A 25,796-nucleotide genomic window follows, 5' to 3' on the forward strand; every position below is an offset into this window, starting at 1 on the left:
TGGCTATCTGATCAAGAGTCTTTCACGCAAGGTTAGACCAAAAAACAACATGCAATAATTATTCAGATTTCGCCGGGCACCGACGAGGATGATTGCCGGGTCACTCGCGCAGAACCGCCAATTCGAGGATGAACGTCGTGCCCTGGCCAACGACACTCTGGCAGCGGATCAGGCCGCCATGCCGGTCGATCACGGCCTTCACCATCGCCAGCCCCAGGCCCAGCCCTTCGCTGTCGTGGGCCGAGGCAAAACGCGTGTAGGGGTCGAAAAGTCGCGGCAGCTCGACAGCGTCGATGCCTCGGCCCTGGTCGCTGATGCGGCAGGCCAGCCGGTTGTCCGCCACCGTCACGGCGAGGCTGACGCAGGTGCCGGAAGGGCTGTACTTGATGGCGTTTTCCAGCAGGTTGAACAGCGCCCGGGTCAGCAGCGCGGCATCGGCGCGGACCAGGCTTTCATCGGCCTCGTCGAGCTGATGACGCAGTACGATGCCCTTGAGCTGTGCCAATGGCGCCACCTGGTCGAAGGCATCCAGTACCAGCATGGCGAACAGCACCGGCTGGAACCGGTAGGCCTCCGACTCGGCCTTGGCCAGGTGCACAAACGCCTCGGTCAGGCCCAGGGCCCGGCGGACCTGTTGTTCGATCTGCCGATGCAGCGGCGCATCCTCGTGCTGCTCGCGCTGCACATCCAGCAGCGCCAGGATCGCCGAATGCGGCGCGCGCAGGTCATGGGACAGAAAGCGCAACAAGGCCGCCCGCTGCTGCTCGGCTTCGCGCTCCTGGCTCAGGTCCGCAAGGCTGAACAGCCAGCCAACGGCGACTTCATCTTCCGCCGACAGCAGCGGTGCGAGGTCCAGGCGCAGGGTGCGCTGGCGGCTGTCGCGAAACTCCTGGCGGGTCAGTGCGGACAATACCGGGCGTGCGCCCCCGTGCAGGTCGGGAAAGCCCAGGCGTGCCAGCACCTCGAGCCAGTTCTCGCCCACCAGCGTCGCGCCCAGCAGTTCGCGGGCACTGCGATTGGCGAGCAGCACCTGGCCTTGAGTGTCGGTTATCAGCGTGGCGACAGGCAGGCACTCCAGGCCATCGGCCATGAATCGCCGGGTATCGCGAGTGCGCCCGAGGGCCTGTTCCAGGGCGGCGATGCGACCTTGCAGGACATCGCCGCCCGGGACGATCGGCCGGCGACGCTCGGGCAGCACCCTGGGCTCGTCGTTCAACCGGGCCAGCTCCCAGCCGAAGTAGGCCAGCACAGCGCTCAGGCGCCGCCAGTTCCAGATCAGGTAGGCCAGCAGAAAGCCGCTCAGACTCGCCGCCGGCGACCACCACAGGCCCAGGCGCAGCAGGCCCCAGGCGCCGGCCAGCAGCGCAATCATGCCAGCGAGCGTCAGCCACAGGGCATGCCGCGCGCGCAGCAACAGGCCGCCCAGCAGCAGGGCCACCGTCGAGACGGACAGCAGCAGGCTCGGCAACGGCGACAACGCGACAATACTGCGCTGCTGCAACAGGCCGTTGAGCAGGTTGGCCTGGATCTCCACCCCGGCAGTGGTCCCGGCCTGCTCGGAGACCGGCGTGACATAACGGTCGCCCAGGCCCGGCGCGGTGGCACCGACCAGGATCAGCCGGTCACGCAACAACTGCGGCGGCACCTCACCGCGCAGGACGCTGATATAGGGCACGCTGGGAAAGCCGCCGGCACCGGCGACAAAGGGCAGCAGGATGGCGTTGCGGCGTTGCCAGTCCCGGGCTTCGGCAAGGTCCCCGTCCCCGGCACCCGGCATCGCGGGTTGCCCGTCCGCCGGCAGCGCCATCTGGTACGCCAGCCAGGCCAGTTGCTCACGGGTTTGCCCGGCCGGGCCCTCGCGCAGGAAAAGCCCGCGCACCACGCCGTCGTTATCCGCCTCGACGTTGATATGGCCGACGGCCCGGGCACAGCGCCGCAACGGCTCGATCGGCTCGATTTCCCGCAACGGCGTGGCAAACCGCGGCACACCTTCGCGCAACAGCGGCAGGACCACGTTACCGGCGCGACACAGGGCCTCGGCCAGGTGTTCATCGCCATCGCCGGGACGTTCCGGTTCACTGAAGATCACATCGAACAGCACGCCCCGGGGCTGCGCCGCGGCCAGGCGATCCAGCAATCGGGCATGCACGTCGCGGGGCCAGGGCCAACGGCCGAGGGCCTCGAGACTGCGGTCATCGATGGTGACCAGCAGGATGCGCGGATCGACCGGCAGCGGATTCAACCGGCTCAGGCGATCATAGAGAAAATGACTGAACGCCAGATTCTGGCTCAGGGACAGCACGGCGGTCAGCGGCAGCAACAGCAATCCCACCAGCAGCCATTCACGCAGCAGACCACGGAACAGCCGTTGCGCCTGCGTCGGTTCGCGTGCCTCGCGCCGCCACCAGAACCTCATGGAGGCGAAACGCTCATGAAGGTGAAACACCGCGGCTATTGGGCATGCAACGTCCTGGGCCAGTAGTAGATATCGTAGACCCCAGTCTGGCCCTCAAGTCCCTGTTCGTCGAATGCCGACAGCCGCACGTGGTAGAACGCCGCCTGCAAGTCGCTGAACTGGATCTGCGGCGTGCTGGAAAAACCTTCCTGCTTGATATCGAGGAAGCCGACATCGGTAGCGACCTGCGCACGATAGCGCCGGGCCCCCTCCAGCGGCTGGAGAAACAGTTGCCAGACCGGCTTGTCACCTCGCTGGCCGTCCTGGCCCAGCAGGCGCGGCGCCGGTAGCAGGTCGGTGGGTTTCAGCTCGCCGCTGCCGCGGATCTTCAGGCCCTGCCGGGCATTCACCGGTACCGCGGCCTCGGCCACCGCCAGGCGCTTCGCCCCGGCCTTGCCCGGCTCCGTCTGGGCGGGGATACGCCTGACCGCGACCTGGCCGTCCAGCACTTCGAGCAGCACCTGGCCGTCTTCGCCACGGGTGCGGAAATGCGTACCGCGCACACCGAGCACACCCACCGGGGTCTGGATCCGGAAGCGGTCGTGATCACTGGCGCGCTTGATCACGTAGGACTCGACCTGCCCCTGCTCCAGGATCACCTGGGGCACCGCCAGCACTTCATCCAGTTGCAGGCGTACCTGGGAGTTGGACGGCAGGACGATCCGCGAGCCATCCCCCAGGCCGAGGCTGACAAAGGCATCGGCCGCCGTTCGCACGGCCTCCTGCTCATCCACGCGCATGCCCTCTTCCAGGCGGCTCTCCTGCCCCCTGGCATCGAGCTTCCAGGCCTCGCCGGCCAGGTGCAGGACGACCGCCGGCAACGGTTGCGGACGGCATTGCTGTTCACGATCGAGATAGGGCGCGCGGGACAGCGCGGGCGCCGCCGATACACCAAGGCCAGGCAGGCCGACAACGACACCGATCAGCCAGGGAACGAGGCGTTGAAACAGGCCGCTTCGAAACAACGGGCTGCGAAGCAGGGAAAGGGAAGAAGAGGCAAACTCGGTCATCGGCTCGGTCGCTCGGACAGGGAGCAGGGATAAGGACTACGGCACTGAGCCAGGTTTCTCAATCATGCCACAGCGCCCCGCGGCCACCGGACCACACTGTATGTCTTGATATGAAAGGAGTGCCACGGAAAAAATGGCCAAGGGAAGGCATCCCAACCTTCCCTCGACAACGATTCGTGTGGATCCGAATCGCTACCCCTCCGTGGGTCGGACTTGCTCCAAAGTGCCCCTGTGCTACTGGACCTACTGTATGGGCAAATCCGTCCTTGGCGGACAATCTGCAAGAATTGTTCAGAATTGCCGGCTTCAGAATATCCAACGCTGCTGCTCCTGCCGCACCGCCTGTTCCTTGATCCACTGCGCCAGCTCCAGGCTACGCGAGCCCGGCCATTCGGCGGGCATGACCAGATCGCCGGCCACGGGCATGGGCAGGCGCATGGAGACGATAGCCGTCGTACGCGGGATCGAGTAGCACATGCCGACGGTGAAACCGAGCCCCAGGCACAAAACCAGCCCGGTGATCAGCGACACGACTGTCCAGGGTTGCCAGCGCATGACGCGAAAGGGACTGCCCATTGTTCCTTCTCCTTGTACCAGCGAACCGGTACCCTGCAATCAGGCGACTTGAGCCCCGCACAGCAGGCACCGGCAATTTGATATCAAGCCTAACCAGCCGGCGCCGACGCTTGAGGGATTCGCCAGAATTGTTCAGATTTTGCCGGCACCGATCCGTCAGAATCGAGCTCATCAGGCAAGGAGAAAGGACGAGGCCATGCGTGTCGCCATACTCGACGACGAACCCGCCGAGCTGCGTCGGCTCGAGCAGACCCTGGGGCAGATGTCCCAGGCGGGCGAACCGCCCTGGACCGTGCACAGCTTCGAGCGCGGCGAGGACCTGCTGCGCCGGTTGCGTCGCGAAACCTTCGACCTGCTGATCCTCGACTGGCAGTTGCCGGACCTCAGTGGCCTGGCGCTCCTGCGCTGGACCCGCGAGCACATGGAAGCCCCGCCACCGGCCATCATGCTCACCAGTCGCGACGCCGAGAACGATATCGTCCTGGCCCTGGGCAGCGGTGCCGACGATTATGTGAGCAAGCCGTTTCGCGCCAATGAACTCAAGGCGCGGATCAACGCGGTGCTGCGCCGGCATGGCGTGCAGCGCAACGCCGGCGGCGAAACCGCGACCTTCAATGACCTGAGCTTCGACGATGCGGAACTGCTCGTCAGCCGCGACGGCCAGCCCATCGGCCTGACGGAGCGCGAGTACCGCCTGGCTCGTTGCCTGTTCGCCAACCTCGGCCGGCCGCTGTCGCGCGAGTACCTCTACGAGCGCTTCTGGCCCCACGAGGAAGTGCTTTCCTCGCGGCCCCTCGACACCCATATCTATCGCCTGCGCAACAAGCTCGGGCTGACCGCCGAGCGCGGCTGGCAATTGCAGACCGTATACGGTTACGGCTATCGGCTGGAAAGCGTCACGTCAGAAACGAAGTAAGCCCGGCTACCCGCAGCCGGGCTTACTCACGAAAAGCCCCTTCAGGCCGCTAAAAGCTTCGCGGCGGTGCGGCGTCCCGACAAGCCCGCTCGCACATGGCGGGTGCTTACTCGGCGGCTTCGGCGCCGCTCAGGCCACCGACCTTGGACATCATCAGCGCGATGAAGTCTTCCACCGGCATCTTCTGCCCGTTGAAATCCACCTGGCCGGCGGTGTAGTGCAGCTTGGAGACGATATCCGTGCCCTCGATGGTCGCCATCTCGGTAGATACCGCCATGGTACCGGCCATTTCGCTGCTCATCGACGCGTACTGGGCGATGGCCTTCGGATCGGTCTGGCCCTCGACCTGCGCCTGCACGCCGGCAAGATCGGCGATCATCGGCTTGGACAGCGACAGCTTGGCGTCCAGTTGCGCGATCAGTTGCTTGCCCAGTTCCAGCGGCGGCAACTGGGTGGACGACGGGTTGGTCAGGTCCAGCAACAGGCTGAAACGGCTTTCGCCATTGGCGGTCTTGAACGACAGGTTTTCCACGGCGATCTGCGGCTTGCCGGCCAGCAGCTGGCGGATGTCGGCCTGGGCCTTGAGTTGCTGCTCGGCGGTCAGCTCCGGCACCGCCGGGGTTTCCTCACCCTGCGCGGCCGCTTGCTGCATGGCCTGCAGCTCGCTCTGGTAGATCTGGGTCAGGGAGCGCACCGCCGGGATATCGAGGTTCTTCGCGGCCAGGCTCATCTGCGCGCTGCCCACCGATTTGCCGTTGTAGCCGATATCGCCGACGGTGTAGGCCAGGCGTCCGGCGAGGATATTGCCGGTCGCGTCCAGGGAGTCCTTCTGCTCGAAGTCCTTGACCGTCACTGTTGCCGGGGTCAGACCGTAGGTCACCTTGGCGTTGCTCAGTTCCAGGGTGTTGCCGCCCAGGTAGAAGCCGAAGTCGCTCTTGGCCAGGTCGCTGACCAGGGTCAGGCCACCCAGCTCGACCGATACCGGCCCGTCCTCGGCGGACTGGGCGGCAATCTTCAGGCTGTCCATGTAGCCGTTGAGCTTGATCTTCGCCCCACGGTCGCTGCCGGTGAGGTTCAGGTTCAGCCCGGAAAATTTCACCGAGCTCTTGTCGTCCGGCGCGAAGTCCAGCGGGATCAACTCGACGTTGCCGTCGATCGAGTTGTTGTAGCCCAGCGCAACCACGCCCTTGAGCGGCGCGGCGCCCTTGGCGGCGTCGAACCACTTGGCGGTCACGTCGTTCTTTTCCAGCTCGTAGTTGCTGTTGACCATCACTGGCGTCAGCTTCAACGCCTTCAGGCGCGACAACGGCAATGGCCCGTGCTCGATATGGTCGACGAACAGCAGGTCGACGTCCTTGTTATCTTCACCGAGCTGCAGGTTCTGCAGCTTGAGCCGGTAATGCGCGGTGCTGGTGAACAGGTGGCGGTCCAGCGACACCAGCTCGATGCTCGCGTTGCCGCCACCACTGCTCAGGGCCGTCTTCAATTGTGCGTTGGCTTCCTGGATCGAAGTGTTCAACACCCCTTCCAGTTGATTGCCGGTGTACCACGCGCCGGCGGTGCTCACGGCACCCACCACCACGACAAACCCCAACAATACGCCTGCTGATTTATTCATGAATTGACCCGATCAATGTCCGTTGTGTTGAAAATGCTGGTCTTCCCTGAACCCTTGGTCGGGTTCGGCTCGACGGCGCCCGAAAGGACGAAGAGTAGCATTTGCACGAAGACGGGCGCACCTGTCACCCCGGTATCGGCATGTGACGAAGGCAGCAAAATGCACAGGAAGAACGCGCGCGGGCACCCGGCAAGACCACCGGGTTGCATTGCATTGACGTCAGGGTCGGCCTTAAGTTCGGATCAGGCCCGGCAACTCACGAATACTGCAGCTCCATCTCGTCCAGCTGATGGTCAAAGGTCTTCAGTCGCGCCGTCCAGGTGTACACCAGCACCTCGAAATCACGGTTGATCACCACGCCGTCCGGCGAGTCGTTGCGCGGGTCGCAGACGTCCAGCTGATAACGCTCGCGGGCCATGGCGATGGCGACGTCCGCCAGCTCGCGGGCGTTGCTCAGCCAGTGGCGCTCTTCGTGGGCCACCTCGCGGTCGAGTTTCAGGCATTGGCTCTTGAGGGTTTCGAGGCTTTTTTCCAGGGGCGTGCCGGTCAGTTCGCCCATGACTTCCTGGAAGGTCCGGCCCGGTTGCCAGTAGCTGCCCCAGAAATAGCGGTCGAACACGGTTTCGACGCGGCGCAGGGCGACCTTGGTGTCCCAGACCAGGACCAGGGTCTTGCTCTGGGAGAGCTGGCGCTTCTTCACCTGCTGGCTCTGGTAACTGGCCCAGGCCACCACTACGATGGACATCACTGCGATCAGGGCACTGGCGCTGTCGAGGAACACCAGCGCCTTGTCGATCTGGTGGGCGAGCATCACGCCGTAGAAATACGTCGCCGAGAGCAGCACCAGGGCCACCACCGCACACCAGAAGCCGGGAGCATAAGGGTTTTTCATTATTAGAATCCCCATCAAGCCACGCCGACCGCGCGTGAGGATTCACCCGAAGCCCCGAACCAACGACGGCCAGCCGATAGTTCAGAGCATAGCAACGGACTCAGGGTTTCGACGGACGACCCGAGCACGTTCGTCCGAAGTTCTGCGATCCGCCAAGGAGTAGGCTCATGCACATACGGGAATGGCAATTCTCTGGGTGTGCCGATTGTCCGCCATGTCCGTCATGACAAACTCCAGCTCATGGTCATGGCCGCCATCGGCGGGGATCGGCACCTGGCAGTGCATGTATTTGGCGGACGTTTTTTCAACCGAAATCACCTGCTTCCCCAACCGGACTGTGACACCGTGAGGAACCGGGAAGTTGAGCCCGTCATCGTCGACCCGGAACAGAATTCCGAGCGTCTGGCCGGCGGCGATTGCCGGCGAATCGAAACGCAGCTCGCCCAAGCGGGGAGTGTCCGATGAGACGGAGGGGGCTGGCAGGGGCAGATTCACCGCATTGCTGGAAACAAAAAAACCGGGGTGGCGCTCGGTCATCAGCAGGTCCTCCACCTGCTCCTTGATGTGATGAGCCAACCATTCCTGCAGGTCGAGCATCCTGGTCTGCATATCCTGCTGATCTCTCAGCAATGCGGTGCGCAAGGAGATCATTTTCTGGAGTTCCAGGCCCTGTTCGATCCTCTGGCTGTCCAACGCCGAGATCGCCTCCTTCATTTCACTATCACGTTTCTGGATGGCATAGACAGCCCAGGCAAGAACCCCGGAAGCGATGATGCCGAAGACGGTACAGATGATTGTGAGCGTATTGGAATCCATGGTGTCGTGACTTACTCGCAGAGGCTGGGCAAACGCCGATTATACGGTGCGAGCGCCCCCCTCCAGCGTTATTTGCCAGCAGCTCCGGAAGTGCTTTCCCAACCACCGCCCAGCGCCAGGAACAGATCGATCTGACTCATCGCCACCTGGGTGTTGGCCGAGGCCAGTTGGGCACGCACGTCGGTGTAGGTGCGGGTGGCTTGCAGGTCGGCGAGGAACGAGGCGCGACCGGCCTTGAAGAAGCGGTGCGTCTGGTCCGCCGCGAGGCTGGCCGACTGTTCGGCATCGGCCAGGGCATCGCGGCGGTCGAGCTGTGCGGTGTACTGGGCCAGGCTGGTCTGGGTCTCGCGAATCGCGTTGAGCACCACGCCGTCGAAGTGCGCCAGAACACCCTGGGTGGTGGCCTCGGCTTCACGGATCCGCGCGCGCGCACCGTTGGTCGGCACGGTCCAGCTGATCGCCGGGCCGAAGCCCCAGCGGTTGGTCGACGGATCGCCCAGGTCCTTGAGGAAGCCGACCGTACCGACCGTCGCGCCGATGCTGATATTCGGGTACAGCTCGCCCGTGGCGACACCGATACCGGCCGTCGCCGCCGCCAACCGGCGCTCGGCCTGGCGGATATCCGGACGGCGCTTGAGCAGCTCGGCACCGTCGCCTACCGGCAGCAACTGGGCGATATGCGGCAGCGCGGCGCAATCGGCCACCCCGGCGGGCAGTTGGTCCAGCGGCTTGGCCAGCAACATCGACAGACGGTACAACCCGGCCTGGCGCGCCGCCGTATAGCGCGGCAACTCGGCACGTAGGGATTTGAACTGGGTCTGGGAACGGGTGACCTGGGTTTCATCGCCACGCCCGGCGTCGCGCAGGCGCTTGGTCAGCTCGGTGCTCTGGGATTGCAGGTCGAGGGACTGCTCGGCGATCTCGCGTTCCTCGTTGGCGGCGCAGACCTGGGTGTAGGAGCGCACCACATCCGCCACCAGGGTGATACGGGCGACATCGGCCGCCGCCTGGGTCGCGTCGGCGTTGGCCTTGGCCGCCTCGATACCGCGCTGCAAGGTGCCCCACAGGTCGAACTGATAGGACGCGGAAAGCGAAATATCCCCGACATTCGCCACCGGCACCTTTTCCGGCAGCAGGAACGCCTGGCCGGACTCCTGCAAGCGTTGCGCGCCAGCCTTCACCCCGGCACTGAAGCCACCGGCCGCCTCGGCCTCGTCCACCTGGGCCCGGGCCCGTGAGAGGCTTGCCGCCGCGACCCGCAGGTCGGTGTTGGAAGCCAGTGCCTGGCGCACCAGTTCATCCAGGCGCGGGTCCTGGTACAGCCGCCACCAGTCAGTCGGGACCGGCGCCGAGACGACATTGTCGCCACTGCCGGCGAACTCGCCCTGCAGGTCCTTGCGCTGCATGGCCGAGTCGCCCGGCAGCTGGTAATCCGGACCGACCATGGAACAGGCCGACAGCAACAGGCCAAGGCCGAACGTGGTGACTTTCACCAGCGGTTTCATTTCGCGGCCTCTTTCTTCGCGGCGTCCCCGGCGTCATCAATGATCGAAACGGTCGCCGTGCGCCCGGCGATCATGCGGAAATCTTCCGGCACGTCGACAAAGGCGATCCGCACCGGAATCCGCTGGGCCAGGCGCACCCAGCTGAAGGCCGGGTTGACGTTGGGCAGCAGGTTCGAGCCGCTGGTGCGGTCACGGTCCTCGATCCCGGCGACGATGCTTTCCACCCGGCCACGCAGGCGGGCCTTGTCGCCGATCACGCGGATATCCACGCTCTGGCCGACATGGATGCCGTCGAGCTTGGTCTCTTCGAAATAACCGTCGATATGGAACGAGCCGCTGTCCACCACCGACAGCACCGGCCGGCCCGCCGTGACGAATTCCTGCTCACGCGGCGCACGGTCGTTGACATAACCGTCCACCGGGCTGCGGATCACCGACCGGTCGAGGTTCAGTTGCGCGGCGTCCACCGTCACCTGGGCCTCGGCCAGGGCCGACTCGGCACGGGCGACCTTCGACTGGCTTTCCTCCAGCTGCTCGCCGGCCACCAGGTTACCCAGGCCACGGTTGCGCTTGTTCTCGCGCTGGGCCTGGGCCAGGGTTTCCTGGCGATCGGCCACGGCGGCCCTGGCCTGGCGCAGCGCCAGCTTGAAGCGGTCCTGGTCGATGCTGAACAGCACCTGGCCGCGACTGACCAACTGGTTGTCACGCACCTGCACCTGCTGGATCAGCCCGGACACGTCCGGGGCGATCTGCACGATATCGGCACGGATATGCCCGTCCCGGGTCCAGGGCGCGAACATGTAGTACATCACCATGCGCCAGACCACGAGGCAGGCGAAGATCACCACCAGCAAGGTCAGGACCACACGGCCAATGGTCAAGATAGGTTTTTTCATGTCATCAGGTATCGACTGAACGAATCCACAACGCCCAGCAGCAAAGCGTAGAGACCGACGTTGAACAATGCCCGGTGCCAGACCAGGCGATAGAAGTGGAAGCGCGTCAACAGCCCGTGCACCACCAGGTACAGCGCGTAGGTAATCCCCATCAGCACCAGCAGCGTGGGCAGGAACACCCCGCTGATATCCACGTCACCGATCATAAAGGCACTCCGTTGATCCCATACGGCACGCTCTCCGGCTGCTCGCCCAGGTCGACGAACTCGACCCCGGGCAACAGCGCCAGACGCAGGCCGCTCAAGGCGTGCAGCAGATGCAGGCGGGTTTCGCCGTCGTCCAGGCCCTGGGAGCCGAGGGCCCGGCGCGTGCGGTCCAGGGTCATCAGCAAAGGTGCCGGGGCCGGCAGCCGCTCGCGGGCCTTGAGGCAGGCGCGGAAGTAAGCGCCGACCTCTTCCACCACCTGCTTGAGCAACACGTTGGCCACCCCCAGCACGCGCGGGGTATAGGCCAGCAGGTCGAGCAGGTTCAGCGCGACCCGCAACTCGCGCAGCGCCGCGCCGGTATCCTGGCCGGTCATGGCCAGGCGCGGCAGGTGCTGCATCAGGCGGTCGAGCATTTGCGCGCCCATGTGCCGGTGCTCGGCCAGGGTCGCCGGCTCGGTCAGGCTGACGATGTCGCGCCAGCTGAAACGGGTCAGGCGCTTGGCCGCCAGCTCGGCGCCGAAGGGCCGAGCCACCAGGGTCCAGATAAAGGCGAACAACAGGCCCACGGGGCCGGCCAGGTTGGCGTTGGTGAAATTGAGGAAGTCGGCGTCATAGGCGCCCGAAATGCTGATGAAGGACGAGGTGTTGACGATGGTCAGCAAGGTGCCCAGGTAGAAGCGCGGCTGTACGGTAAGGGTGCCGACGCAGATGAACGGCACGGCGAACGCCAGCACCAGCATCGGGAAATCATGCAGGTTGGGCAGTACCACGAACAGGTAGAGGCTGGCGAAGATCACCGACATCGCGGTCCAGAAAAAGAACCGGTAGATCTGCGGCGCCGGGTCGTCCATCGCCGCGAAAAAGCTGCAGGCCACCGCCGCGAGGATCACCGCGCTGGCGCCGTCGGTCCAGCCGAGCAGGATCCACAGCACCGAAGCGACAATGATCGCCAGGACCGTGGAGCCCGCTGAATACAGCATCAGGCCACGGTCGAGAAAGGGGGTCAGGCGGCTCAGGCGCCAATGGCGGTAGACCGCGCGCCAGTTGTCCTGGCTTTCGCACTGGATGGCGTATTGCAGGCTGCGCAGGTCCTGCCACAGGTCGATCCATTCCCCCAGGCGATAGAGGGCGTTGGAGAACAGCAACTGGCGGCGCTCATCCAGCTCGACCGGGCTCGGCTGCAGGCTGTCGACCTGCTCGCGCAGGGCCTGCCAGCGCTCGACCGGCGCTTCCCCGGCGGTGCTTTCCAGCCATTCGCGGGTGGCGACGAGCAACGGCTCGAAGCGCTCCACCAGCTCCGGCGTGCGTCGCGCCATGGCATACAAGGCGTCGTCCAGGGCGTCGACCACCGGCAGCAGGTGAATCATCCGTCCACGCAGCTCCTTGGTGTTGCGCACGGTCTGGGGCCGGGCACCTTCGTGGGGCAACTGGCCGATCATCAGTTCGAGACTGTTGAAGGTCGCCACCATCGCCGAACGCAGGCCGCTGACTTCATCGGCCTGCACATTGCGCGAGAGGAACCGCAGGCTGTAGGTCGAGGCATCGGCGAACCACTTGCCCGCCGCGTCGATAAACACCGGCGCCAGGCGCCGGGGCCAGAACATACTGCCGACCACCGCGGCGACGGCGATGCCGAGAAAGATTTCCTCGGTCCGCGACACGGCGATATCGAACACGTTCAGCGGATTGTCCACCACCGGCAGGGCGATCATCGGCATGGTGTAGCCGGCCAGCATCAGCGCGTAGCTGTTGGCGGTCCGCAAGTGCAGCGAGAGAAACAGCAGGATGCCGGTCCAGAGCGCCACCGCCACCACCAGCAGGAAGGGTGTCTGGACGAACAGCGGCACGAACAGCACCGCCGCCGAAGCACCGAGGAAGGTGCCGACCGCCCGATACAGCGCCTTGGAACTGGTGGGGCCGACAAAGGGACTGGACACGATGTACACGGTCGCCATCGCCCAGTAGGGACGCGGCAGTTCCATCAGCAGCGCGATATACAGCGCGATCATCGAGGCCGCGAAGGTGCGCACGCCGTAGAACCAGTCGCGGGCCGGCGGCATGCCTGTCCAGAAACCGTTCAAGAATCGGCCACTCCCGATGCCTGCCCGGCGGCCTCGAAGGCGCGGATCACCCGCAGTGCCGCTTCCAGGTCGGCCGGAGCGATACCTTCCAGCACCTCGCGGCGCAAGCGCACCAACTGGGTTTCGATGTCGTGGAACAGGCCATGGCCGGTCTCGGTCAGGCCCAGGGTCTTGGCGCGGCGATCACTGGCGTCCTCGGTACGCTGCACATAGCCGGCATTGCACAACTGATCGAGCAGGCGCACCAGCGACGGGCTCTCCATCCCGGCGACCTGGGCCACCGTGACCTGGCGCACTCCCGGCCCCATGCGCCCGATGATCAGCAACGGCATGGCGCAGGCTTCGGAGATGCCATAGTTGGCCAGCGTGGTCTGGCAGGCCCGCCGCCAATGGCGCGACGCGAGCACCATGCCGGTACTGATGCTCTGCTGGAGCTGTTCGAGATGCTTGGACACAAGAGGATTCGCACAATGTTAGTTTGCTAACTATCAATATCGCGTATCGACCAGGATTTCGTCAAGTCTTGAAACAATTTGTTCTTGTCGGTTCGGTCAGGCACAGAGGAACCGTGACCGTTGGGTTGAGCGTAGCTCATGGGGGGCTTGATCTCAGCCCTGCCTCCCCTTGCGCAACAACACATCCAGCTGGTCCACCACTTCGGCCCAGTCCGCATCCTCGAGCACTTCGCTGCGCAGGAAATCCGCCTGGCTCTTGCTCCAGAAAAACGCGTCGGCCAGGTGCAGCTCCGGCTTGAGCGGCGAGTGGGCGGCGACGAACTGGTCGATGCTCTTCGCATCGTTGGGCAGGCCCAGTTGCTTGAACAGGGACGGCAGGCTGTGGGTAGGTGATTCCATTGGCTTCTCCGGTGATCAGTGAAATATCGGTGCCGTGATCGTTCCCACGCTCTGCGTGGTAACGCCTCTCTGGACGCTCCGCGTCCGCTCGGCTGACGCAGAGCGTCACGGGCAGCATTCCCACGCAGGGCGTGGGAATGCTCAGTTGTCCTGCAATGGAGGGCACGGGCGGGCCAAAGGTTCAGTGGCAGACCTCGCACACTTCGGCATGGGGCACCATGCGCAGGTACTCGCCCATTTCCATATGCACCAGGTTGTGGTGGTTGCCGGCTTCCAGGTAGATGTCCTTCTCGCGGGTCAGCAGCGGGTCGACCACCATGCGCAGACCATAGGATTCGCCCAGGGCCGGCACGGCGCCGCGCTCGCAGTCCTGGAACAGATACGCCAGGGTGCTTTCCCGGGTGATCTGCCAGGTCGAGGCGCCCCGCACCTTGCTCAGGTCCAGGTGCCGGCTGGCGGGCAAGACGGCCATCAGGTAATGCCCATGCTGGTCGTCGAGGATCACCGACTTGGCCATGCGTTCCGCCGGAATCCCCGCCAGGCGGGCGGTCTCCAGGCTGCTGGACGAATGCGGGTGATGGATGATGTCGAATTCGCAGCTCGCCTTTTCCAGGCTGCTCTGCACGGTCTTGGCCATACGCATGATGCACCTCCGAGCCCCGCAGAATGCCCCGGGGCGATGGGTCTACGGCAATCCATGGGTATGAGTCTAGGCAGTACGGCGCCAGTCGTCGGTCCGGCTCAAGCACCGTTATCGCTATCGCCGGGCCTGGATAGTCGACTTGGCGCTAAACGCGGCCGCCGCCCCTCGACTAGACTTCAAGAGGGGGTGACGAACTCGCGGAGCACACCTGTGAGCATGACCATCCACCCCAGTGTGGCGCTGATCCTCCTGGGTATCGCATTCATGCTGGCCGAGACCTTTCTGCCGACCTTCGGCCTGATCGGTTTCGGCGGTCTTGTCACGTTCGTGGTCGGGCTGCTGATCCTGATCGACAGCCAATGGCCCGGCTACGCGATTCCCCTGCCCTGGATCATTCTGCTGGCGATAAGCGCTGCCCTGTTGCTGGTGGCGCTGATCGCCGCGGCCGTGAAGGCGCGCCAGCGCCAGGTGGTCAGTGGCGACGCCGGCCTGGAAGGCAGCCTCACCTGCATCACAGCGCTGCAAACCGGCGATGTCCATCACGGCCGGGTCTATGGCGGCTGGGTCCAGCTGCAAGGGGAAAACTGGCAGGTACTGAGCCCGACACCGCTGCAGCCCGGACAACGGGTGCGGGTGATCGCGCGCAAGGGCCTGCTGTTGGAAGTGCAAGCCGCTGACGACCCGCCAAGGCGAGGAGTTTGATCATGGTCCTGCAACTGGGTTCCGGGGCGCTGCTGGTGCTCCTGCTGCTGATGCTGGCGGCCTCGACCTTTCGCATCCTGCGTGAATACGAACGTGGGGTGGTATTCCAGCTCGGGCGCTTCTGGCAGGTCAAGGGACCGGGGCTGATCCTGCTGATCCCGCTGGTGCAGCAGATGGTCCGGGTGGACCTGCGCACCGTGGTGCTGGATATACCGCCCCAGGATGTGATCACCCGCGACAACGTCTCGGTCAAGGTCAACGCGGTGCTGTATTTCCGCGTGCTCGACCCGCAGAAGGCGATTATCCAGGTCGAGGATTTTCTCGCCGCCACCAGCCAGCTGGCACAGACGACCTTGCGTGCGGTGCTGGGCAAGCATGAGCTGGATGAACTGCTGGCCGAACGCGAGCGCCTGAACACCGATATCCAGCACGTGCTCGATGCGCAGACCGATGCCTGGGGGATCAAGGTGGCGAATGTCGAGATCAAGCACGTCGACCTCAACGAGTCGATGATCCGCGCCATCGCCCGGCAGGCCGAGGCCGAGCGTGAACGGCGGGCCAAGGTGATCCACGCCGAAGGTGAATTGCAGGCCTCGGAGAAACTCATGCAGGCGGCCGAGATGCTCGGACGCCAGCCGGGCGCCATGCAACTGCGCTATATGCAGACACTGGGGGCGATTGCCGGGGACAAGACCTCGACCATCGTCTTCCCGTTGCCGATCGAGTTGCTCAAGGGCATGGCGGATCTGTCGTCGAAATCCTGAAAGGTCAGGGGCAACGCAGGCGTTCCAGCGCCTCATAGGGCGCCTGGGCCCAGGCTGACACCCGCTCCCGGAGCTGTGCGGAGGCCTCGCGGTGCTTGTCCTGGCTGTCGGGCACAAACACCTGGGCGGGCTGTTTGGCGTGTTGTCCGACCGACGCGAAAACCCGCTGTCGCTGCCCGGCATCCAGGGCAAACAAATCCGCCAGATGCCCGTCCATGGCCGCCGGCAATTCGCTGTAATTCACCGGCACGCCACCCGACGCCCGGCAATGCTCCAGCCCCTGCCGGAAAATCCGCCCCAGCCGCCGGGCGATATAGTCTTCCCGCGAGTCGTCCTGCCCCGCGGTATCCAGCGAACTGGCGCCGATCATCCCCGGGACCATGTGCATGCCCGCCCGACGCCAATGGGATACGGCGATTTCCAGCGGGTCACGGTATACGAACAGCCAGGGCGTGGCGGGAAAGCATTCGCGCAGCAACGGCAGCTCACCGATATTCCAGGCGTCGAGCTTGATCACCAGTTTGCGTTCACCACCACGCCGCAATTGGCCATAGGCCGCCAGCAGGCCACGCAGCGCTGCCTGTCGCTCTCGCGGCGCGAATGTCCCGCGCAGCAGGGTATCCAGCGCCGGAGGTTCGGAGATGACGATAGCCTCGTCGAGTTGCGCCAGCATCTGGCCGAGCAAGGTCGAACCGCAACGCGAGGCGTGGTAGATAAAGGCCGTCGGGGCCACTGCCGGGGCACGCCACTCGCTGAGTGCCGCCAGGGACGTTTCACGACGGAATGCCTGGTTGAACGGCAGGCGTAGCGCGTCGTCCACCGCTTCGCGAAAAAACGGCTGGTCGAGCGGGCGCGCACCGAACCAGCACCAGTCCACCCGCCACTCGCCGGCCTGCTGCCAGAGGCGGATCGGCAGCCAGTCCTTCAGGCCATCCATTGCTGGCTCCAGCGGCTGCGGCCCTGGCGCATCGCCGAACGGATATCTTCACGGCCGAAGCGCAGGCCGCGCTCGCCCGCCAATTGCAGGGTACGGGCGATAAAGGCTTCGCTGTCCTCCAGAACCTGCAAGGCCTGGCATAACGCCGGATCGTTCTCCAGCAAGGTCCGAAACCGCGCCAAATCCGCGGCGGCCCGGCCGATACCCGGCGCCGGCGTCGTCGCCAGGCCATTGGCGATCTGCTGCTCCAGCCAGCGGTTGGGACGACAATCGAGCACCAGGTGAATCCGCTCGTCCTCGCCCCAGTTATCGACGCCGTGGGGCCGCGACAGATCGAGAAACCAGCACTCACCGGCCTGCATCGGAATACGTTGCCCATCGAGCATGAAGTCCACATCCGGCGGGCTGAGCAGGGGAATGTGCAGTCGTCGGTCCGCGTCCGGCGCACCGAGGTCGTAGTCGCGATGCTCGTGAATCCGCCCGCCCGGCCCCAGGCGCAGCAACCGCGCCGAACGTATCTCCAGGGGTAGGTCCAGGGCCGCCGCCCAGGTCGCATCCAGCAACCAGGGCTCGCGCTCGGTCGGCGCACCGGCCCCGGGCGCCAGCTCGCTCAAGGCATCCGCCGCCGAAATCAGCGCGACGCCACTCCAGTCACCGTCGTAGTAATCGGCATTGAAGTGGGCTTTCCAGGCCGGTCCGGCGATACGAGAAAGGGCCTGCAGCAGCAGCGGCAAAGCCACCGCCACAGGCAAACGGGAAAAGGCCGGCAGGCTCAGGGAATCACCCCGGATGACTGCAGGTGGTCCAGCAGTTGCTCGACGCAGGCCGGCACCGAAAGAAGCCCGGTATCGAGGATCAGATCAGGTGCGTGCGGCACGTCATAAGGCGCGGAAATCCCGGTGAAACTCGCCAACTCACCGCGCCGGGCGCGGGCGTAGTGCCCTTTCGGATCGCGCCCTTCGCAGACCTGCAATGACGCGCTGCACCAGACTTCACGATAATCCTCACCCAGGCGCCGGGCGAACAGTTCACGCAGATCGGCCTGGGGCGCGATCATCGCCAGGATCACGATCTGGCCGTTGTCCACCAGCAGTCCGGCCAGCTCGCTGGCACGACGGATATTTTCCTGGCGATCACGCTCGGCAAACCCCAGGTCGCGATTCAAACCGCCACGCAAGACGTCGCCGTCCAGCACCAGGCATTGCAGTCCCCGCTCGAACAGCGCGGCCTGCAGTGCCTGGGCCACGGTCGACTTGCCCGCCGCCGGCAAGCCGGTCAGCAGGATCGCCGTGCCGCGATGGCCGTTGCGGGCCTCGCGCTGGCCGCGGCTGATACTCGCCCGCGGCGCCAGCAGGTTACTGTCCTTCGGCATGGGTCACAGGCACGCTGATATTGCCGGCCGCCCACTGCGATTCGCGCGTCGCCATGGCCCCGGCAATCGACGCCACCTTGGTCGACGAGACTTCCGCCGGCAACGGATCCAGCCCGGCGCTGGCGAAGATCTGGCCGTAGGCGTTGCGCAGGTCGGCATAGGCCAGGTCGCGGCGCAGGTCGGCTTGCAGGGTGTTGAGTTCGCCCTGGATCAGGTCCAGTTCACCCAGCCCGGCAGCCTGGTAACGGTTGCGCAGCTGGCCGACGATCTGCCCGTCGATATTCGACAGTTGCTGGCTGGTCTTGAACTGGCGCAACGCCTCGCGGTAGTTGGCGTTGGCCACATAGAGTTGCGCCAGCACGGCGATCGACATCGCCTGGCGGCGCGCGGTCGCCACTTCCTCACCGGCCTTGGCCACATCGATGGCCGCCGGAGCGGAAATCACGTTGAACAGGTTCCAGGTGACCTTGACGCCGTAGTCCGCCCACTTGTCATTGACCAGGAACGAGTTGCTGTCGTAGTGACCGCCGGCCGAGAATTCCAGGCCCGGCAGCAGGCGCAGCATGGCCTTGCGGGTTTCGGCGGAGCTGATACGGCTCTGGTAGTCCTGCTCGCGCAGTTCCGGACGGCTGGCCAGGGCCTCGTGTTCCAGCTGGGCCATATCGACCTTGAGTTCCGGAATCGCGTAGTCGTCCGGCGTCGCCAGGGTCAGGTCGGTGCCGAGGGGCAGGTTGATCAGGGTCGCCAGCTCGGTCTTGGCCAGGGACAGCGCCTTGCGCTGTTCTTCCAACTGGCGGGTCGCCTCGATCAGCGAACGCTGGTAACTCAGGGCCTGGATCGGGTCGCCGATGCGCTGTTCGCTCATCTTCTGGCTGTTGCCCTGCGCCGCCTCGACCCGCGCCATCAGGCTGTCGATCTGCTTGAGCAGGCGTTCGGCCGCCACTGCCCGCCAATAGGCCGAGCGCACGTCCTGGACGATGGTGTTGATCACCTTGCGCCGACGTTCCTGGACGATCAGGCGCTGGTCACCCTGCTGCTTGGCGCTGATATAGCTGACGCCGAAGTCGAGCACGTTCCAGACCATGGTCAGGTCGGCGACACGACGGTCGCGGTCCTGGGAGGTCGAAGGTACCAAGGACGTATCGCCGGTACTCACACTCCGGCTACTGGAGGCGCTGACATTGTTACGCCCGACATAACCGGCCGAGAGCGCCATGCGCGGCAGCATGTCGAAGCTGGCGAGGTCCAGCTGGCGCTTGGCCAGGGCCTCTTCCATGATCTTCAGGCGCCCCTCGAGGTTGTATTTCACCGCACGGGCCATGGCTTCGTGCAGGGTCAGCGGGCCGCTGAGAGGTTCCTGGTCCTTGTACATGGTCTGCAGATCGGTTTTGGCGCGTTGTTCACTGACACTGCGATCGATCGGCTGGCTGGTGACGGCACAACCGCTGACTACCAGCGCCAGCAAGCTGACGCTGAACAACTTCTGACTTCTTCTCATTCCCTGGCACCGCCCCTGACTACCGCTCTCTATTTTTATAGGCGCCGACAACGGTCGGCGCAGATCTCAGTTAATTGTTCAGGCCGGCATTTCGCTGACGCCGACCTGTTCCAGAGCCCAGGCTAGTTCATGCAGCTGTTTCTGCTCGGAATCTTTGAGCTGCTGCAATTGCTGGCCGAGGGTCGGCGCACCGAAAATCCCGCGCAGGCCCTGGGACGGATCGCCCAGGCTCTTGCTGCCCTGGCGCTCGAAGGCCTTGAAGCCCGCGCTGTCGCTGTTCGACTCGCGGTTGAACAACCCTGACAGGGTGCTGCTGCCAAACACCCCGCCATCGCCGCCGCCAAAGCCGAGGAAGCCGCTGCCACTGCCGTCGCCACCGCTGTCGGTGCTGAACACCTGGGCGATGAAGCTCGGGGCCAGGGCACCGTTCCTGATGAAGATATTGCCGATCGGTGGCAGGCCACCGCCGACATCGCGCTGTTCGAACAGCGGCGGGAAGCCGATGGGCGAGCCGAGGTTGCCATTCGGTGGACCAAAGACGACCGGTTGCAACGGTACGTTCGGCAGGTCCGGTGGCGGTGCCGGATCGGTGATCCGGAACTGCGGGTCGCCGCCCAGGGACACCGTGGTGATCCCGTAGTTGTTGGAGTTGGCGTAACCCGTGCCGGCGTTGCCCGCCAGGTCGGTGACCAGGCTGGTGTCGAGGGTGATGAAATTGCTCGGGTCGGTGATGTTCGCCGTCGGGGTCAGGGTCGCGGTCCAGGTCTTGCCGCCGTCGCTGGAGGCCAGGTTGGACAGCACACCGTTGGCCACGCTCAGGTCCGACAGGTCGAAACCGGTGACTTTCTCGCTGAAGGTGAAGGTCACGGTGGTGGTCTGGCCGGCGGTCAGGTTCGGGTTGGCGACCACGATGGTGGCCGTCGGCAGGTCGGCGTCGACCCCGAAGTTGTTGGAGATGGCGATCCCCGCGCCCGTGTTGCCGGCACCATCGCTGACCAGGCTGGTATCGAGCACGATCAGGTTGGTCGCGTCGGTGACGCCCACGGTCGGGGTCAGGGTCGCGGTCCAGGTCTTGCCGCCATCGCTGCTGGCCAGGTTGGACAGGGTGCCGTTGGCCACGCTCAGGTCCGACAGATCGAAGCCGCTGACCACCTCGCTGAAGGTGATGGTCACCGTGGTGGTCTGACCGATGCCGATGTGGTCGTTGGCCACCGAAATGGTCGCGGTCGGCGACTGGGTGTCGACGCTGTAGTTGTTGGAACTGGTGGTACCCAGGCCGGTGTTGCCCGAGGCGTTCGCCACGCCGCTGTTATTCAGGACGATAACGTTGCTGGTATCGGTGATATTGCTGGTCGGGGTCAGTGTCGCCGTCCAGGTAATACCGCCGTCGCCGCTGGTGAGGTTGCTCAAGGTGCCACTGGCCACGCTCAGGTCGGTGGCGTCGAAACCGCTGACCGCTTCACTGAAGGTGATGGTCACCAATGAAGTCTCGCCGACCTTGAGGGCGTTGTCCGCCACGACGATGGTCGCGGTCGGCCGTACCGTATCGATGGTGAAGTTGGCCGAGGAGGTGGAGCCGGTGCCAGCGTTGCCCGCCAGGTCCGTGTAGCCGGCGTTGTTCAGGCTGATGAGGTTGGTGGTGTCGTTGATGTTGCTGGTCGGGGTGAAGGTCGCGGTCCAGGTGATGCCACCATCGCTGCTGGTCAGCGCGCTCAACGTGCCATTGGGCACGGTCAGGTCGCTGTTGTCGAAACCGGTCACCGCCTCGCTGAAGGTGATGGTCACCTGCGAGGTTTCGCCCGCCGTGAGCACCGGATCGGCCATCACGATGGTCGCGGTCGGCCGCTGGCTGTCGATGGCGTAGCTGTTGGATTCGCTGGTTCCGGAACCGCTGTTGCCGGCGATGTCGACCACGCCGGTGTTGTCCAGGACGATGTGATTGTTGTTCTGAGTGATGCCCGCCACCGGCGTAAGGGTCGCGGTATAGGTGATGTTGTCGCTGGTGCTCAGGTTGCTCAGGGTGCCGTTGTCGGTGGTCAGGTCGGCCAGGCTGAGCCCGGTCACGGCCTCGCTGAAGGTGATGGTCACCACGGACGTACCGCCGATGCCCAGGTGGTCGGTCGTCACCACGACTGTGGCGGTCGGACGCTGGGTGTCGATGGCAAAGTTGTTCGACGCGGAGGAGCCGATGCCGACATTGCCCGAAACCACTGCCTGGACCCCGCTGTTGTCCAGGGTGATCTGGTTGGTGGCGTCGGTGAGATTGGTGCTCGGCGTGAAGGTGGCGGTCCAGGTGATGCCACCATCGTTGGTGCTCACCGCGCTCAGGGTACCGTTGGTAATGGTCAGGTCGGCATTGCTGAAGCCGGTGACCGCCTCGTTGAAGGTGATCGTCACCAGGGACGTGCCACCGATATTCAACGCCGGGCTAGCCACCACGATGCTCGCCGTGGGCAGCACGGTGTCGATGGTGAAGTTGGCCGAGTTGGTGCTGCCTGTGCCCGCGTTGCCGGCGAGGTCGGCGATACCGGTATTGGCCAGGGTGATGGCGTTGGTCGCGCTGTTGGTGTTCGTGCCTGGCGTGAAGGTCGCGGTCCAGGTAATGCCGTCGGCGCTGCTCAAGCCGCTCAGGCTGCCATGGCTGGTACTCAGGTCGGCCAGGGTGAAACCGGTCACCGCTTCGCTGAAGGTGATGGTCACCAGCGAGGTTTCCCCGGCGGTGAGCACCGGATCGGCGACGACGATGGTCGCGGTCGGCCGCTGGGTGTCGATGCTGTAGTTGTTGGAAACGGTGGAGCCGGTGCCGATATTGCCGCTGGTGTCGCTGTAGGCGGTATTGTCCAGGGTGATGAGGTTGGTGGTATCGGTCGTGCTCGCGCTCGGGGTGAAGGTCGCGGTCCAGGTGATGCCACCGTCGAGGCTGTTCACCGCGCTCAGCGTGCCGTTGGCGATGCTCAAGTCGGCGTTGCTGAATCCGACCACGGCTTCCGAGAAGGTAATGGTCACCAGCGAAGTATCGCCGATCTTCAGCGAGTCGTTGGCGATCACCACGGTGGCGGTCGGGCGCACGCCATCGATGGCGACGTTGTTGGAGGTGCTGGTGCCGCTGCCGGCGTTGCCCGCCGCATCCTGGACCCCGGTATTGTCCAGGGTGATGTGGTTGCTCGCGCTGACGATAGCCGCGGTCGGGGTGAAGGTCGCGGTCCAGGTAATGTTGTCGCTGGTGGTCAGGTTGCTCAGGACGCCGTTGCTCACCGTCAGGTCGGCCAGGGTGAACCCGGTCACCGCTTCGCTGAAGGTGATGGTTACCGGCGAGGTCTGGCCGATGCCCAGGTTGGTGTTGCCGAACACGATGCTCGCGGTGGGCCGCTGGGTGTCGACGGCGTAGGTGTTGGAGTTGGTGCTGCCGCTGCCGGCGTTGCCCGCTCCATCGCTGATCGCGGTGTTGTTCAGGGTGATGAAATCACCGCTGTGGCTGACCCCGGCGGTCGGTGTGAGAACTGCCGTCCAGTGGGTGCCATCGACCTGGACCAGGTTGCTCAGGCTGCCGTTGGACGCCGTCAGGTCGGCCAGACTCAGGTCGTTGACCGTTTCGCTGAAAGTGATGGTCACCTGGGACGAACCGCCGATGTTCAGCGCGGTGTTGGACACAACGATGCTTGCCGTCGGCCGCACGGTATCGATCACATAGGCGTTGGACGTGCTCGTGCCACTGCCGGCGTTGGTTGCGGTATCGGTATAGAGCGTGTTGTCCAGGGTGATGACGTTGCCGCTGCTGTTGTTGCCGGTAGCCGGTGTCAGGGTTGCGGTCCAGTGGATATTGTCGCTGGTACTCAGGTTGCTCAGGGTCCCGTTGGACGCCGTCATGTCCGACAGGCTGAAACCGCTCACCGCCTCGCTGAAGGTGATGTGCACCTGGGACGAGCCACCGACGTTCAATGCCGGACTGTCGACCTGGATGGTCGCAGTCGGGCGCGCGGTGTCGACGGTGTAGCTGTTGGACGCGGTGGTGCCGACGCCGGCCAGACCCAGCGACTGGCTGGTGACACCGGTGTTGTCCAGGATGATCTGGCCGGAGCTGCTGGCAACGTTCGCGTCAGGGGTGAAGGTCGCGGTCCAGGTCTTGCCACTATCGCTGGTGAGCAAATTGCTGAGGCTGCCGTTGGCAACCGTCAGGTCGGCCAGGGTGAAACCGTTCACCGCTTCGCTGAAGGTAATGGTTACCTGCGAAGTGCTGCCGATATGCTGGGCAGGGGTCGCGACCACGATGGTCGCGGTTGGCGCCGGGACATAGGCATTGTCCGACGTACCACCGACATCGTTGAACAGGCCATTGACTGCCGTCGGCTTGTTACCGGCCGTGCCGGCACTGGCCAGGCCGCCGTTGCCGCTGGCGCCCGAGTTGGCGCTGCCGCCCAGGCTCGCGAAGTTGGCTGCGGTGATCAGCACCGTACCCTTGTTCCAGATCGCACCGACGCCCAGGCCGCCGTCGCCGCCATTGGCGGTGCTGCCGCTGTTCAGGGAACCGCCACCGCCACCACCGCCGCCGGCACCGATGTTACCGGTAATCGCCGAGTTGCCGACGATGGTCAATTTGGCGCCAGTGGCGTTGTAGATACCGCCCGCCGCGCCACCGCCCTTGCCGCCAATGGCGTTCCAGCCGGCACCGCCACCACCGCCACCGATCGATATTCCGCCGACGGCCGCTGTGCCGCCGGCACTGCCGTTGGAGTAGCCATAGGGGTTGGTCGAGCCGGCGCCGGCGCTGCCCGAGCCGCCCTTGCCGCCCATCACCACCAGGTTATAACCGCCTCCCGTGCCGCCCTGGTTGGCCGAGCCAGCGCTGCCGGCATAGTTGCCAGTGCCGCTGCCGGTGCTGCCGCCATGCCCGCCGATGCCGTTGCCCAATGCACCGCCGCCACCACCGGCGCCACCGACCGCGCCACCGGTGACACCGCCACCGCCACCGCCGCCCGAGGCCGCGTTCGCCGTCACGCTGACATTCTTCAGCGTCAGGTCGCCGAAGTTGCTGATCCCCGCCCCCAGCGAATTGGCCGCGCTGGTGCCGCTGCCGCCATTGCCGCCGTTTCCGGCGATCAGGCCGCGGGTGATCACAAGGCCGTCGAAGGTCACGGTGGTGCCGCTGTTGACCTGGATCACACTGGTCCTGTACTGCCCGTCCAGGGTCACATCGGCGGCGCCGTCATTGTTCAGGTCACCGTCGAGGGTGATGTTCTTGGTGACCACCAGCTGACTGTTCAGCACCACGGTCATGGCGCTGTTGAAGGTGACGATATCGCCGTTCTGCGACGACGCCAGCGCAGCGCGCAGGGAGCCGACGCCCGAATCGTTGCCGTTGGTCGCGGTCCAGGTCGCCAGGCCCCACTGGTAGGCGGACATGGATTGCTGCGACAGCACATTGACACTTTCGATGCTGCCGGTGGCAATCTCCAGGGTCCAGTCGCCGCCGACCCCGGTACGATTGGTCGAGGCCGCGACATCGCGCCCGGTGAGTTCGGCCAGGGAGTCGACGAAACTGACGCCGCGCTGCCCTTCGGCCGTGTAGCAGGCATAGATCAGGATATCGCCGCCGGCATTCATGTCCTTGCCGATTTCGGCCAGCACATCGGCCCGGGCCGCGACGTTGTCGGCCGACAGGTAGGTGTTGCCCAGCCACAGGTCGCCGGCATTGCCATGGGCGATCAGTTGCACGGAACTCACACCCTGGTGGGTATCCAGGTAATCGGCGATCTGTTGCAGGCCGTCCTTGCTGCCGTCGAGCATCACCACCTGAGTACCGGGGGCGATGCCCTTGAGCAGGCTGTCGAAGTCCTTGACGCGCGAGTCGACGAACACCACGGTCTGGCCGGGAACGGCAGCAGGCGCGGGCGTCGGGGTGGCATCCGCCTGGGCGTGGGTGTCCTTGCTGGCCGGCGCCTGGTCAGCGGTCGGCGCCTTGGCCGCGTCCGCCGTCGGATGACTGTCCGCCGCCGTAGCCACGGTGGCCGCGACCGCGCCGTCGAACAGCATGCGCGGCTCCAGCGACATGATCATG

General features: G+C 65.0%; 21 protein-coding genes. 3 read left to right on the forward strand and 18 right to left on the reverse strand.

What is annotated here, in order from left to right; translation table 11 throughout:
* Positions 1 to 100: 100 nt before the first annotated feature.
* The 3 genes from HX881_RS07530 to HX881_RS07540 all read right to left on the reverse strand — a co-directional run bounded on the left by HX881_RS07530 (position 101) and on the right by HX881_RS07540 (position 4,041).
* Positions 101 to 2,416 carry a CHASE2 domain-containing protein gene (locus tag HX881_RS07530; RefSeq protein WP_177083753.1) on the reverse strand — a complete coding sequence of 772 codons (2,316 nt, stop codon included), beginning with the start codon at positions 2,414 to 2,416 and terminating at the stop codon, positions 101 to 103.
* 35 nt (positions 2,417 to 2,451) lie between these two features.
* Positions 2,452 to 3,465, reverse strand: a complete 1,014-nt coding sequence (locus HX881_RS07535) for a FecR family protein (protein WP_177083755.1) — start codon at positions 3,463 to 3,465, stop codon at positions 2,452 to 2,454.
* Between the two features lie 306 nt (positions 3,466 to 3,771).
* On the reverse strand, positions 3,772 to 4,041 hold the full coding sequence (locus HX881_RS07540; RefSeq protein ID WP_177083757.1) for a hypothetical protein: 270 nt from the start codon (positions 4,039 to 4,041) through the stop codon (positions 3,772 to 3,774).
* A 196-nt stretch (positions 4,042 to 4,237) separates the two neighbouring features.
* On the opposite strand from HX881_RS07540, the gene HX881_RS07545 reads away from it, so the two are divergent.
* Complete coding sequence (locus HX881_RS07545; protein WP_177083759.1) at positions 4,238 to 4,957, forward strand: response regulator transcription factor; 720 nt, start codon at positions 4,238 to 4,240, stop codon at positions 4,955 to 4,957.
* A gap of 106 nt (positions 4,958 to 5,063) precedes the next feature.
* Here HX881_RS07545 and HX881_RS07550 read toward each other — a convergent pair whose 3' ends face one another.
* From HX881_RS07550 to HX881_RS07595, 10 genes are all read right to left on the reverse strand, one after another.
* Entirely contained in the window at positions 5,064 to 6,575 is a 1,512-nt protein-coding gene (locus HX881_RS07550; protein ID WP_177083761.1) for a YdgA family protein, read from the reverse strand.
* A gap of 256 nt (positions 6,576 to 6,831) precedes the next feature.
* Positions 6,832 to 7,467, reverse strand: coding sequence for a hypothetical protein (locus HX881_RS07555; RefSeq protein WP_042934750.1), 636 nt, complete (start codon positions 7,465 to 7,467; stop codon positions 6,832 to 6,834).
* 165 nt (positions 7,468 to 7,632) lie between these two features.
* Entirely contained in the window at positions 7,633 to 8,283 is a 651-nt protein-coding gene (locus HX881_RS07560) for a hypothetical protein (protein ID WP_177083763.1), read from the reverse strand.
* Positions 8,284 to 8,351: 68 nt separating this feature from the next.
* Positions 8,352 to 9,788 (reverse strand): efflux transporter outer membrane subunit, encoded by a 1,437-nt coding sequence (locus HX881_RS07565; RefSeq protein WP_017124765.1) that lies wholly within the window; start codon positions 9,786 to 9,788, stop codon positions 8,352 to 8,354.
* The gene (locus HX881_RS07570; RefSeq protein ID WP_177083765.1) at positions 9,785 to 10,684 is read right to left on the reverse strand and encodes an efflux RND transporter periplasmic adaptor subunit; all 900 of its coding nucleotides are present in this window, start codon (positions 10,682 to 10,684) and stop codon (positions 9,785 to 9,787) included. Before HX881_RS07570 ends, HX881_RS07565 begins: the two co-directional genes overlap by 4 nt.
* Complete coding sequence (locus tag HX881_RS07575; RefSeq protein ID WP_017124767.1) at positions 10,681 to 10,890, reverse strand: DUF1656 domain-containing protein; 210 nt, start codon at positions 10,888 to 10,890, stop codon at positions 10,681 to 10,683. Before HX881_RS07575 ends, HX881_RS07570 begins: the two co-directional genes overlap by 4 nt.
* Positions 10,887 to 12,971 (reverse strand): FUSC family protein, encoded by a 2,085-nt coding sequence (locus HX881_RS07580; RefSeq protein ID WP_042934752.1) that lies wholly within the window; start codon positions 12,969 to 12,971, stop codon positions 10,887 to 10,889. The genes HX881_RS07575 and HX881_RS07580 overlap by 4 nt, the downstream gene beginning before the upstream one ends.
* Positions 12,968 to 13,381: a MarR family winged helix-turn-helix transcriptional regulator gene (locus HX881_RS07585; protein ID WP_042934778.1), complete on the reverse strand. Its 414-nt coding sequence runs from the start codon at positions 13,379 to 13,381 to the stop codon at positions 12,968 to 12,970. Before HX881_RS07585 ends, HX881_RS07580 begins: the two co-directional genes overlap by 4 nt.
* 198 nt (positions 13,382 to 13,579) lie before the next feature.
* On the reverse strand, positions 13,580 to 13,825 hold the full coding sequence (locus tag HX881_RS07590; RefSeq protein WP_017124770.1) for a DUF2789 domain-containing protein: 246 nt from the start codon (positions 13,823 to 13,825) through the stop codon (positions 13,580 to 13,582).
* A 181-nt stretch (positions 13,826 to 14,006) separates the two neighbouring features.
* Positions 14,007 to 14,468, reverse strand: a complete 462-nt coding sequence (locus HX881_RS07595) for an aminoacyl-tRNA deacylase (RefSeq protein WP_177083768.1) — start codon at positions 14,466 to 14,468, stop codon at positions 14,007 to 14,009.
* A 216-nt stretch (positions 14,469 to 14,684) separates the two neighbouring features.
* On the opposite strand from HX881_RS07595, the gene HX881_RS32735 reads away from it, so the two are divergent.
* Together HX881_RS32735 and HX881_RS07605 are read left to right on the forward strand one after the other, a co-directional pair.
* A complete protein-coding gene (locus HX881_RS32735; protein ID WP_246356474.1) occupies positions 14,685 to 15,170 on the forward strand; it encodes an NfeD family protein in 486 nt (161 codons plus the stop codon).
* 2 nt (positions 15,171 to 15,172) lie between these two features.
* The gene (locus HX881_RS07605; RefSeq protein WP_017124773.1) at positions 15,173 to 15,934 is read left to right on the forward strand and encodes a slipin family protein; all 762 of its coding nucleotides are present in this window, start codon (positions 15,173 to 15,175) and stop codon (positions 15,932 to 15,934) included.
* A 4-nt stretch (positions 15,935 to 15,938) separates the two neighbouring features.
* Here HX881_RS07605 and HX881_RS07610 read toward each other — a convergent pair whose 3' ends face one another.
* The 5 genes from HX881_RS07610 to HX881_RS07630 all read right to left on the reverse strand — a co-directional run bounded on the left by HX881_RS07610 (position 15,939) and on the right by HX881_RS07630 (position 25,771).
* Positions 15,939 to 16,871: a sulfotransferase family protein gene (locus HX881_RS07610; RefSeq protein WP_177083772.1), complete on the reverse strand. Its 933-nt coding sequence runs from the start codon at positions 16,869 to 16,871 to the stop codon at positions 15,939 to 15,941.
* Positions 16,859 to 17,647 carry an aspartyl/asparaginyl beta-hydroxylase domain-containing protein gene (locus HX881_RS07615; protein ID WP_177083834.1) on the reverse strand — a complete coding sequence of 263 codons (789 nt, stop codon included), beginning with the start codon at positions 17,645 to 17,647 and terminating at the stop codon, positions 16,859 to 16,861. The genes HX881_RS07610 and HX881_RS07615 overlap by 13 nt, the downstream gene beginning before the upstream one ends.
* Positions 17,644 to 18,243, reverse strand: a complete 600-nt coding sequence (gene cysC, locus HX881_RS07620) for an adenylyl-sulfate kinase (RefSeq protein ID WP_177083774.1) — start codon at positions 18,241 to 18,243, stop codon at positions 17,644 to 17,646. The genes HX881_RS07615 and cysC overlap by 4 nt, the downstream gene beginning before the upstream one ends.
* Positions 18,227 to 19,741, reverse strand: coding sequence for a TolC family protein (locus HX881_RS07625; protein ID WP_177083776.1), 1,515 nt, complete (start codon positions 19,739 to 19,741; stop codon positions 18,227 to 18,229). Before HX881_RS07625 ends, cysC begins: the two co-directional genes overlap by 17 nt.
* A gap of 78 nt (positions 19,742 to 19,819) precedes the next feature.
* Complete coding sequence (locus tag HX881_RS07630) at positions 19,820 to 25,771, reverse strand: Ig-like domain-containing protein (RefSeq protein ID WP_425503464.1); 5,952 nt, start codon at positions 25,769 to 25,771, stop codon at positions 19,820 to 19,822.
* Positions 25,772 to 25,796: the final 25 nt, after the last annotated feature.

It is taken from the genome of Pseudomonas gingeri, from assembly GCF_013386115.1.
Classification (GTDB): domain Bacteria; phylum Pseudomonadota; class Gammaproteobacteria; order Pseudomonadales; family Pseudomonadaceae; genus Aquipseudomonas; species Aquipseudomonas gingeri.

Excerpts from the sequence above, each read along its gene's own strand:
- HX881_RS07530 (WP_177083753.1), bottom strand. The coding sequence starts at position 2,416 with ATGAGGTTCTGGTGGCGGCGCGAGGCACGCGAACCGACGCAGGCGCAA.
- HX881_RS07585 (WP_042934778.1), bottom strand. The coding sequence starts at position 13,381 with ATGGTGCTCGCGTCGCGCCATTGGCGGCGGGCCTGCCAGACCACGCTG.
- HX881_RS07625 (WP_177083776.1), bottom strand. The coding sequence starts at position 19,741 with ATGAGAAGAAGTCAGAAGTTGTTCAGCGTCAGCTTGCTGGCGCTGGTA.
- HX881_RS07570 (WP_177083765.1), bottom strand. The coding sequence starts at position 10,684 with ATGAAAAAACCTATCTTGACCATTGGCCGTGTGGTCCTGACCTTGCTG.
- HX881_RS07610 (WP_177083772.1), bottom strand. The coding sequence starts at position 16,871 with ATGGATGGCCTGAAGGACTGGCTGCCGATCCGCCTCTGGCAGCAGGCC.
- HX881_RS07540 (WP_177083757.1), bottom strand. The coding sequence starts at position 4,041 with ATGGGCAGTCCCTTTCGCGTCATGCGCTGGCAACCCTGGACAGTCGTG.
- HX881_RS07590 (WP_017124770.1), bottom strand. The coding sequence starts at position 13,825 with ATGGAATCACCTACCCACAGCCTGCCGTCCCTGTTCAAGCAACTGGGC.
- HX881_RS07535 (WP_177083755.1), bottom strand. The coding sequence starts at position 3,465 with ATGACCGAGTTTGCCTCTTCTTCCCTTTCCCTGCTTCGCAGCCCGTTG.
- HX881_RS07575 (WP_017124767.1), bottom strand. The coding sequence starts at position 10,890 with ATGATCGGTGACGTGGATATCAGCGGGGTGTTCCTGCCCACGCTGCTG.
- HX881_RS07605 (WP_017124773.1), top strand. The coding sequence starts at position 15,173 with ATGGTCCTGCAACTGGGTTCCGGGGCGCTGCTGGTGCTCCTGCTGCTG.
- HX881_RS07545 (WP_177083759.1), top strand. The coding sequence starts at position 4,238 with ATGCGTGTCGCCATACTCGACGACGAACCCGCCGAGCTGCGTCGGCTC.
- HX881_RS32735 (WP_246356474.1), top strand. The coding sequence starts at position 14,685 with ATGACCATCCACCCCAGTGTGGCGCTGATCCTCCTGGGTATCGCATTC.
- HX881_RS07550 (WP_177083761.1), bottom strand. The coding sequence starts at position 6,575 with ATGAATAAATCAGCAGGCGTATTGTTGGGGTTTGTCGTGGTGGTGGGT.
- HX881_RS07555 (WP_042934750.1), bottom strand. The coding sequence starts at position 7,467 with ATGAAAAACCCTTATGCTCCCGGCTTCTGGTGTGCGGTGGTGGCCCTG.
- cysC (WP_177083774.1), bottom strand. The coding sequence starts at position 18,243 with ATGCCGAAGGACAGTAACCTGCTGGCGCCGCGGGCGAGTATCAGCCGC.
- HX881_RS07630 (WP_425503464.1), bottom strand. The coding sequence starts at position 25,771 with ATGCTGTTCGACGGCGCGGTCGCGGCCACCGTGGCTACGGCGGCGGAC.
- HX881_RS07565 (WP_017124765.1), bottom strand. The coding sequence starts at position 9,788 with ATGAAACCGCTGGTGAAAGTCACCACGTTCGGCCTTGGCCTGTTGCTG.
- HX881_RS07560 (WP_177083763.1), bottom strand. The coding sequence starts at position 8,283 with ATGGATTCCAATACGCTCACAATCATCTGTACCGTCTTCGGCATCATC.
- HX881_RS07595 (WP_177083768.1), bottom strand. The coding sequence starts at position 14,468 with ATGCGTATGGCCAAGACCGTGCAGAGCAGCCTGGAAAAGGCGAGCTGC.